Here is a 6,974-nt window from a genome sequence, read left to right on the forward strand (position 1 = left end):
TGTAGTTCAGTCGGTAGAACGGCGGACTGTTAATCCGTATGTCACTGGTTCAAGTCCAGTCAGGGGAGCCATTTTACACTTTGTAAAATTTAGCTGTTATTGCAGCCAGTCATTAAGCTACACCTCATAAAGTCGATAGTAATATCGCACCCTCTACTCCCCTGTAGTTCAGTCGGTAGAACGGCGGACTGTTAATCCGTATGTCACTGGTTCAAGTCCAGTCAGGGGAGCCATTTTATCTCAGCGTTTACCCCTCTTAATTGTCACTCCCTTAATCTTGCTCTTTTAGACCTATCGTTTTGTATTTTTTGTAAATACAGTTACAATGAGATGGCTTGTTAGCCCCGATGCTAAGGCTCCTCGCGATGACCCTTGACGCTGACGCAGCCAGTGACGGTTGTCTTACTTGTACGAATTGAGAGCGGATTTTTATTGCCATGTCAAAGTCATATCCTGTCTTCCTATTTGTGGTATTTCTCGCGTTATTAGCTTGGGTGTATCAAAACCAACATAGCCAATTAGAATTACAACAGCAACAGGAGTTGACCCAGCTTACCCACCAATTGGCCACCTATTCAGAGTGGCATGGTAGTGGCGCAGAGTTATATCAATTATTGTCAGTCAGTCACCCTTTCCAATTTTTCCAATATATTGACGATAACGATAGTGGGCTAAACCACACCTATGGCAGCCTTATCCCTTTGGAGCGGCATCCCCTTGCCAAGCTGTTTAGCCTTGATTTAGCGCATACCCAAAAACTTGCTCAAGGCCGATTACAGGTAAAACTCAGCGACAATGGCGCCGTTTTGCAAGCCATAAACCATACTCAAACGATGGCAGCCCTCCTCCTCGGGGCCTATCTATTGTGCGTCCTCGTTTTTAGTTTACTCTTAGCCAAACTCAAACGCGCCATTCATTACAGTGCCGAATGTATCAGGCAGTTACCACAATTAAGCCTGCCCCCCCTTGAGTCATCAAAGCTTACCGCTGAACTCTCGCCGATACGCACGGCTTTAGAAGAGTGCCGCAGCCAGCTTAAAACCCAGCGCGATAACCTGACGCAAGAAAATGAAAAACTTCACAAAGTTGTTAATCAGGATCCGGTCACAGGCTTTAGCACCCGTGGCCGCTTTACCAGTCAATTGGCCAGCATCGCCAATCACAATCCCCCCCAATTTGGCTTAATGGTGATGGTCAAAGCCACAGAACTTGCCCATGTCAATCAACAACATGGCCGCGCTGCCGGGGATGATTATTTAGCCAAGGTGGCCAACTGTATCCGTAAAGCATGCAATAAGTTTCAAGATGCCCAATGCTACCGAGTCTCGAGCGCAGATTTTGCGGTATTTATTCCCGATGTGGTTGTTAAGGATGCCCCGAGGTTCTTAGATCAATTAAAAATTTACCTTGATGAATACCAACAAATGCTCCAAACCGAGTCGGTGGCGCACTTGGGCCTCGTGCCCTATCAACAGGGCATGGAAGCCGCTCAGCTTTTGGCCTTGGCCGATACTGCGGTCAGTATTGCGCAAACCTTAGGGCCGAACAGTTACCATATTCAAGAAAGATCCACAGGCAATGAGCAACTCGGGAACGACCGTTGGAAACTTGCCATCCATGATCTCATCAACCGTAATGCCTTACGGTTTTATCAGCAGCCCATTCAACCTTGTCGCACCGAAGTTGAGGTCTACCGTGAGCTCTTGGCCCGTTTTTATAATAGTGAAGGCAAATCTTTACCCACCACGACAGTTGTCGCCATGGCTGAACGCCATGGGATGAGTATCGAATTAGATAAATTGGTGGTTTTCAATGCCTTAAAAATGCTCAAAGAAAATCCAACCCTTAATGGCAATTTTGGCGTCAATATCAGTGCATTGTCGGCCCATCAAGAACGCTTTGTCGCCTGGCTTAAGGACATCCTGGGCAAACAAAAATACCTCGCCTCACGCTTAGTCTTTGAGATCAATGAGTCCGGTATGCAAGTTAATTTAGCTGCCAGTCATAAATTTGTGCGCGAGATGCACAGTGTCGGCACGCGGGTATCAATTGAGCGTTTTGGTAATAGCTTTACTTCCTTTAAATTCTTCAGCGAGGTGCGCCCAGACTACATTAAGCTCGATGGCACCTATACCACGGCCATTGATAACGATGCCAATAATAAGTTTTTTGTGCGGATGATCGTGGACGTCGCCAGACGCACGGGGATCCGCGTCATCGCGACCAGTATCGAGCGCCAAGAAGAAAAATTCACCCTTGAACAATTATTAGTCGATGGTATGCAAGGCTACTATATTGCTCAGCCGCAAGCGATATTAACCACAGAGCAAAGTTAGTAATTCATCGGGTTGATTCATCGACAATTTTTACACTAAATATGTTTAACCCTGCATTCTATATGTTGTTTATGTAACCGGAAACGTCGATAATACGGCTAAGATCCGTTTAAACAAGTATTGAGATGAGCGAATATCTCCTCTTGTTAATTAGCACTGTGCTAGTTAACAATTTTGTTTTAGTTAAATTCTTAGGTTTGTGTCCATTTATGGGCGTCTCCAGTAAATTGGAGTCTGCTATTGGTATGTCTATGGCGACCACCTTTGTGTTGACCTTAGCGTCCATTCTCAGTTATTTGGTCAATCAGTACCTATTACTCCCCTTCGATATAGGCTACCTGCGTACCATGAGTTTTATTTTAGTGATTGCAGTTGTGGTGCAATTTACTGAAATGGTGGTACAAAAAACCAGCGCGCCGCTGCACCGCGCCCTCGGGATTTATTTACCCCTAATCACCACCAACTGCGCTGTCCTCGGCGTAGCCTTGCTGAATGTGAATGAAAAACATAATTTTATTCAATCAGCTATCTCTGGGTTTGGTGGCGCCCTTGGGTTTTCTTTAGTATTGATCCTGTTTTCGGCCATGCGTGAACGTCTTGCCGCAGCCGATGTGCCCTCACCTTTTAAAGGGGGCGCGATTGCCATGATCACCGCAGGTCTTATGTCCCTTGCTTTTATGGGATTCACAGGATTGGTTAAGTAAGATGTCCACCATTGTATTAGCAGTCATATTATTAACCCTATTGGCATTGTTTTTTGGGGTCATGCTGGGCTTTGCCGCCGTTAAATTTAGAGTCGAAGGCAATCCTATTGTCGATGATCTTGAAGCCATTTTGCCACAAACCCAGTGCGGTCAATGCGGTTATCCCGGCTGCCGCCCCTATGCCGAGGCGATAGCCAATGGCGAGAAAGTTAATAAATGCCCTCCCGGTGGCACCGCCACCATGGAAAAACTGGCAAACCTAATGGGGGTTGAACCCGAGCCCCTCAATGCCGAGGCGCAATCGGCAGTTAAGAAAGTTGCCTTTATTCGTGAAGCAGAATGCATCGGCTGTACTAAATGCATTCAAGCCTGCCCTGTCGATGCCATTATCGGCGCGGGCAAACTGATGCACACGGTACTGGCCAGTGATTGTACCGGGTGCGATCTGTGTGTAGAGCCTTGCCCTGTTGATTGTATTGATATGATCCCTGTCACCACCAATGTAAAGAATTGGAATTGGCGCTTAGACAGCATCCCTGTGACCATTATCGAAGACAACAGCCAGCGCGCAAAATGAGCCAATACCAACAGTGTCAGCAGCAAATGTTAGAAGAGGATAAGCGGTGCTAGCATTATTAGATCAATTAGATAAAGGGACGCTTTGGCACTTCCCCGGCGGAATTCATCCACCACAAGTCAAGCAACTCTCGAACACCACCCCAATTGGTCAGCTGCCATTAGCCGCGCAATATCTGGTGCCGGTCCCGCACGTCGGTGAAAACTGCCGCCTTGCGGTCAAGGTTGGCCAGCAAGTGTTAAAAGGAGAGCCATTAACCCAAGGGAAATCGCTGTGGCATTTGCCCGTGCATGCGCCAACGTCGGGGACGGTGGTGGCCATTGAGCCTCGTGCCAGCAATCATGCTTCGGCCTTACCCGTCAATACCTGCGTCATCGTCCCCGATGGCCACGATACTTGGTGCGACTTAATCCCTGCAAACGCCGCGCAGCTGACACCTGAGCAGATCCTCAACAAAATCCATACGGCGGGCATTGCCGGCCTTGGAGGCGCGGCCTTTCCTAGCCATATCAAGCTCAATCCGGTAAGTGAAATCGATTTAGTGATCATCAATGGGGTAGAATGTGAGCCCTATATCAGCGCCGATGACCGGTTGATGCGCCAATACAGTCACGATATTGTTGCAGGGGTCCGCATTATTGCGCAGCTATTAACCCCTAAACGGATTATCGTGGCGATTGAGGATAATAAACCTGAGGCGATCACCGCCATGCAAACGGCGCTGGCAAGCAGCGGTCTTGACGCTGGCAGTGCCCGTGTCACTGTGATCCCCACGCTGTATCCTTCAGGCGGCGAAAAGCAGCTTATCCAAATCCTTACTGGGCGCGAAGTGCCCTCTGGGGCCATCCCGGCCAAACTCGGGATAGTCGTGCACAACGTCGGCACCGCCTTTGCCATTCATCAAGCGGTCAGCCTTGGCAAACCGCTGCTAGAGCGAGTTGTCACGGTAACCGGTACGACAGTAGCAAAACCTGGCAACTATTGGCTCCCCATTGGCACCCCAGTTGCCCATGTCCTTGAGCAAACAGGCTTTACCCCCGAAGCCAACCAAAAAGTCATTATCGGCGGCCCGATGATGGGCCATGCGCTCCCGACGATTACAGTGCCCATTCTAAAGGGAACGAACTGCATTTTAGCGCCAAGCAACCAAGAGATTGGCGAACCTCCTGCCGAAAAAGCCTGTATCCGCTGTGGTGAGTGTGCTATCGCCTGCCCCGCCCAGCTCTTACCACAACAACTGTTTTGGCATGCTAAAGCCGAAGAATACGACAAAGCCGCCAGCTATCACCTCAAAGATTGTATTGAATGCGGTTGCTGCAGTTATGTCTGCCCCAGTGATATTCCGTTGGTGGAATACTACCGCATTGCCAAATCTGCCCTAAAACAAGCCGCAGATGAAAAACATCAGGCGGAGCGGGCCAAGCAACGCTTTGAGGCTCGTTTACAACGCCTTGAAGAAGAAAAACGCGCCCGAGAAGCCAAGGCCAAAGAAGCCGCCGAGCGACGCCAACACAGCATGACTGGTGCAGATAAAGATGCCGTGGCCCAAGCAATGGCGCGCATCGCCGCCAAGAAAGCCGCTAACACCTTGCATGCCAACGATGGCGAGAATCCCACCACGCTGCAACCGATAAGCAAGCTGACCCCGGCCGCGCCCGAGTCAATGGTGCAAACATCGACGGTATCTGACACACCTGCGCCAGATGCCAGACAAGCCGCCGTTGCGGCGGCGGTAGCCCGCGCTAAGGCCAAAAAAGCCGCCTTAGCCCAGAGCCCAACGCAGACGGCCGAGCCAGTCGAGCAAAATACCGCCGCAGATACGGATCCTACGCCTCGCTCTTCGGAGGTTGCATCATCCCAACAGGATAAAGTCGCCGCCGCCATCGCCCGCGCCAAAGCCAAAAAAGCCGCTCTGCGTTTAGCGGAGTCCGAAAACGCTGACCACAGCGCTCACACTGACAGCTCGGATAGCGATACTCAAAACACTCGCCCGAGCGATGCCACGACCGAGAAACAAGCCAAGGTCGCCGCCGCCATCGCCCGTGCCAAAGCCAAAAAAGCGGCGCAGCAGGCTGCTGAGCAAAGTACATCAGAGTCAAGTGCATCAGAGCCAACTGCCTCAGAGCATAGCGCGCGGGTTCAACGTGCTGCTGACACCGAAATCAGGGCTTCAGCAATCAATACACCCGCTATCAGTGCAGCTTCTATCACTGCCGCTGAGTTGCCGGATGCCGACGCACTCAAAAAGGCCAAGGTTGCAGCCGCGGTAGCCCGAGCTAAGGCTAAAAAAGCCGCCCAAGCAGCATTAGAAGATAATGGCGCGAGCGCAGCAAGCACAGAGCCGATGGCCTCCTCGGCACCAGCAACGCCGATTGACCAGCCAAAGCGAATGACCCACGATATGCCCTTTGCGCATGAGGAGCCTTCAGCGCATGAGGAGCCTTCAGCGCATGAGGAGCCTTCAGCGAATGATAAGCTCTCAGCCCACAAGGAGCTTTCAGCAAATGATCAGCCCTCAGTGAATGATGAGCCCTCAGCGCATAATAAGCCATTGGCAGATGGCATCCTCATTGCAGAGCCCATGACTCAGCCCATCGCTGACGCAGCTGACTTAACCTCGCCTGAGGCCATCAAAAAGGCCAAGGTTGCCGCTGCCATCGCCAAGGCGAAGGCCAAAAAAGCGGCCCAAAGCCCCAAGGAGTCGTGAGATGCCCGGCTTTATGAATAACATGACCAAGATAAAAAGGAATCACGATGGCGTTTAAAATAGCCTCATCACCCCATGTTAGCCGCAATTTGCAGACCTCAACGGTGATGCTGCGGGTGATTTTATGTTTGATCCCGGGCCTTATTCTGCAGTGTGTGTTTTTTGGTTGGGGCACCCTCATCCAAGTATTACTGGCAATCGTGGTCGCCTTAGGCTGTGAAGCTTGGGTAATGAAACTGCGCCAACGCAGCATCAAAGCCAGCTTAAGCGATAACAGCGCCATGTTAACGGCGATCCTTATCGGCATTGCCATTCCGCCCCTTTCACCTTGGTGGATGATTGTCATCGGTACCGTGTTTGCGATCATTGTGGTCAAACATCTGTACGGCGGCTTAGGCCATAACCTGTTCAATCCCGCGATGGCGGCTTATGTGTTGCTGCTCATTTCCTTCCCGGTGCAAATGACCAGCTGGGTCGCGCCAAGCACAGTGGCGCTCAATGTCCCTAGCCTCATGGATAGCCTAGGGCTGATTTTTAACCTTGGCCCCAGCGCCAGTATTGAAGCTTTTCGCCTCGGGATTGATGGCGTTTCCATGGCAACGCCCCTTGATACCCTAAAAACTGATTTGTCCATGGGTCTCACCACGACA

At 50.7% G+C, this 6,974-nt stretch carries 5 protein-coding genes and 1 tRNA gene; all 6 read left to right on the plus strand.

Features of this window, described 5'->3' with window-relative positions; all coding sequences use genetic code 11:
- Positions 1-157 precede the first annotated feature (157 nt).
- Positions 158-233: transfer RNA gene (locus ACRCZA_RS10340), tRNA-Asn, on the plus strand.
- Between the two features lie 198 nt (positions 234-431).
- The gene (locus tag ACRCZA_RS10345; RefSeq protein WP_438674360.1) at positions 432-2,336 is read left to right on the plus strand and encodes an EAL domain-containing protein; all 1,905 of its coding nucleotides are present in this window, start codon (positions 432-434) and stop codon (positions 2,334-2,336) included.
- A gap of 125 nt (positions 2,337-2,461) precedes the next feature.
- Positions 2,462-3,040: an electron transport complex subunit RsxA gene (rsxA, locus tag ACRCZA_RS10350; protein WP_438674356.1), complete on the plus strand. Its 579-nt coding sequence runs from the start codon at positions 2,462-2,464 to the stop codon at positions 3,038-3,040.
- A gap of 1 nt (position 3,041) precedes the next feature.
- Entirely contained in the window at positions 3,042-3,617 is a 576-nt protein-coding gene (rsxB, locus tag ACRCZA_RS10355; protein WP_438674357.1) for an electron transport complex subunit RsxB, read from the plus strand.
- Between the two features lie 46 nt (positions 3,618-3,663).
- Complete coding sequence (gene rsxC, locus ACRCZA_RS10360) at positions 3,664-6,324, plus strand: electron transport complex subunit RsxC (protein ID WP_438674358.1); 2,661 nt, start codon at positions 3,664-3,666, stop codon at positions 6,322-6,324.
- A 47-nt stretch (positions 6,325-6,371) separates the two neighbouring features.
- The coding region (locus ACRCZA_RS10365; RefSeq protein ID WP_438674359.1) for an RnfABCDGE type electron transport complex subunit D at positions 6,372-6,974 on the plus strand (603 nt) is incomplete at its 3' end.

This window comes from Shewanella sp., assembly GCF_051658185.1.
In the GTDB taxonomy this organism is placed as follows: Bacteria; Pseudomonadota; Gammaproteobacteria; order Enterobacterales; family Shewanellaceae; genus Shewanella.

Coding starts and splice junctions, on each gene's coding strand:
- rsxA (WP_438674356.1), top strand. CDS start 2,462: ATGAGCGAATATCTCCTCTTGTTAATTAGCACTGTGCTAGTTAACAAT.
- rsxB (WP_438674357.1), top strand. CDS start 3,042: ATGTCCACCATTGTATTAGCAGTCATATTATTAACCCTATTGGCATTG.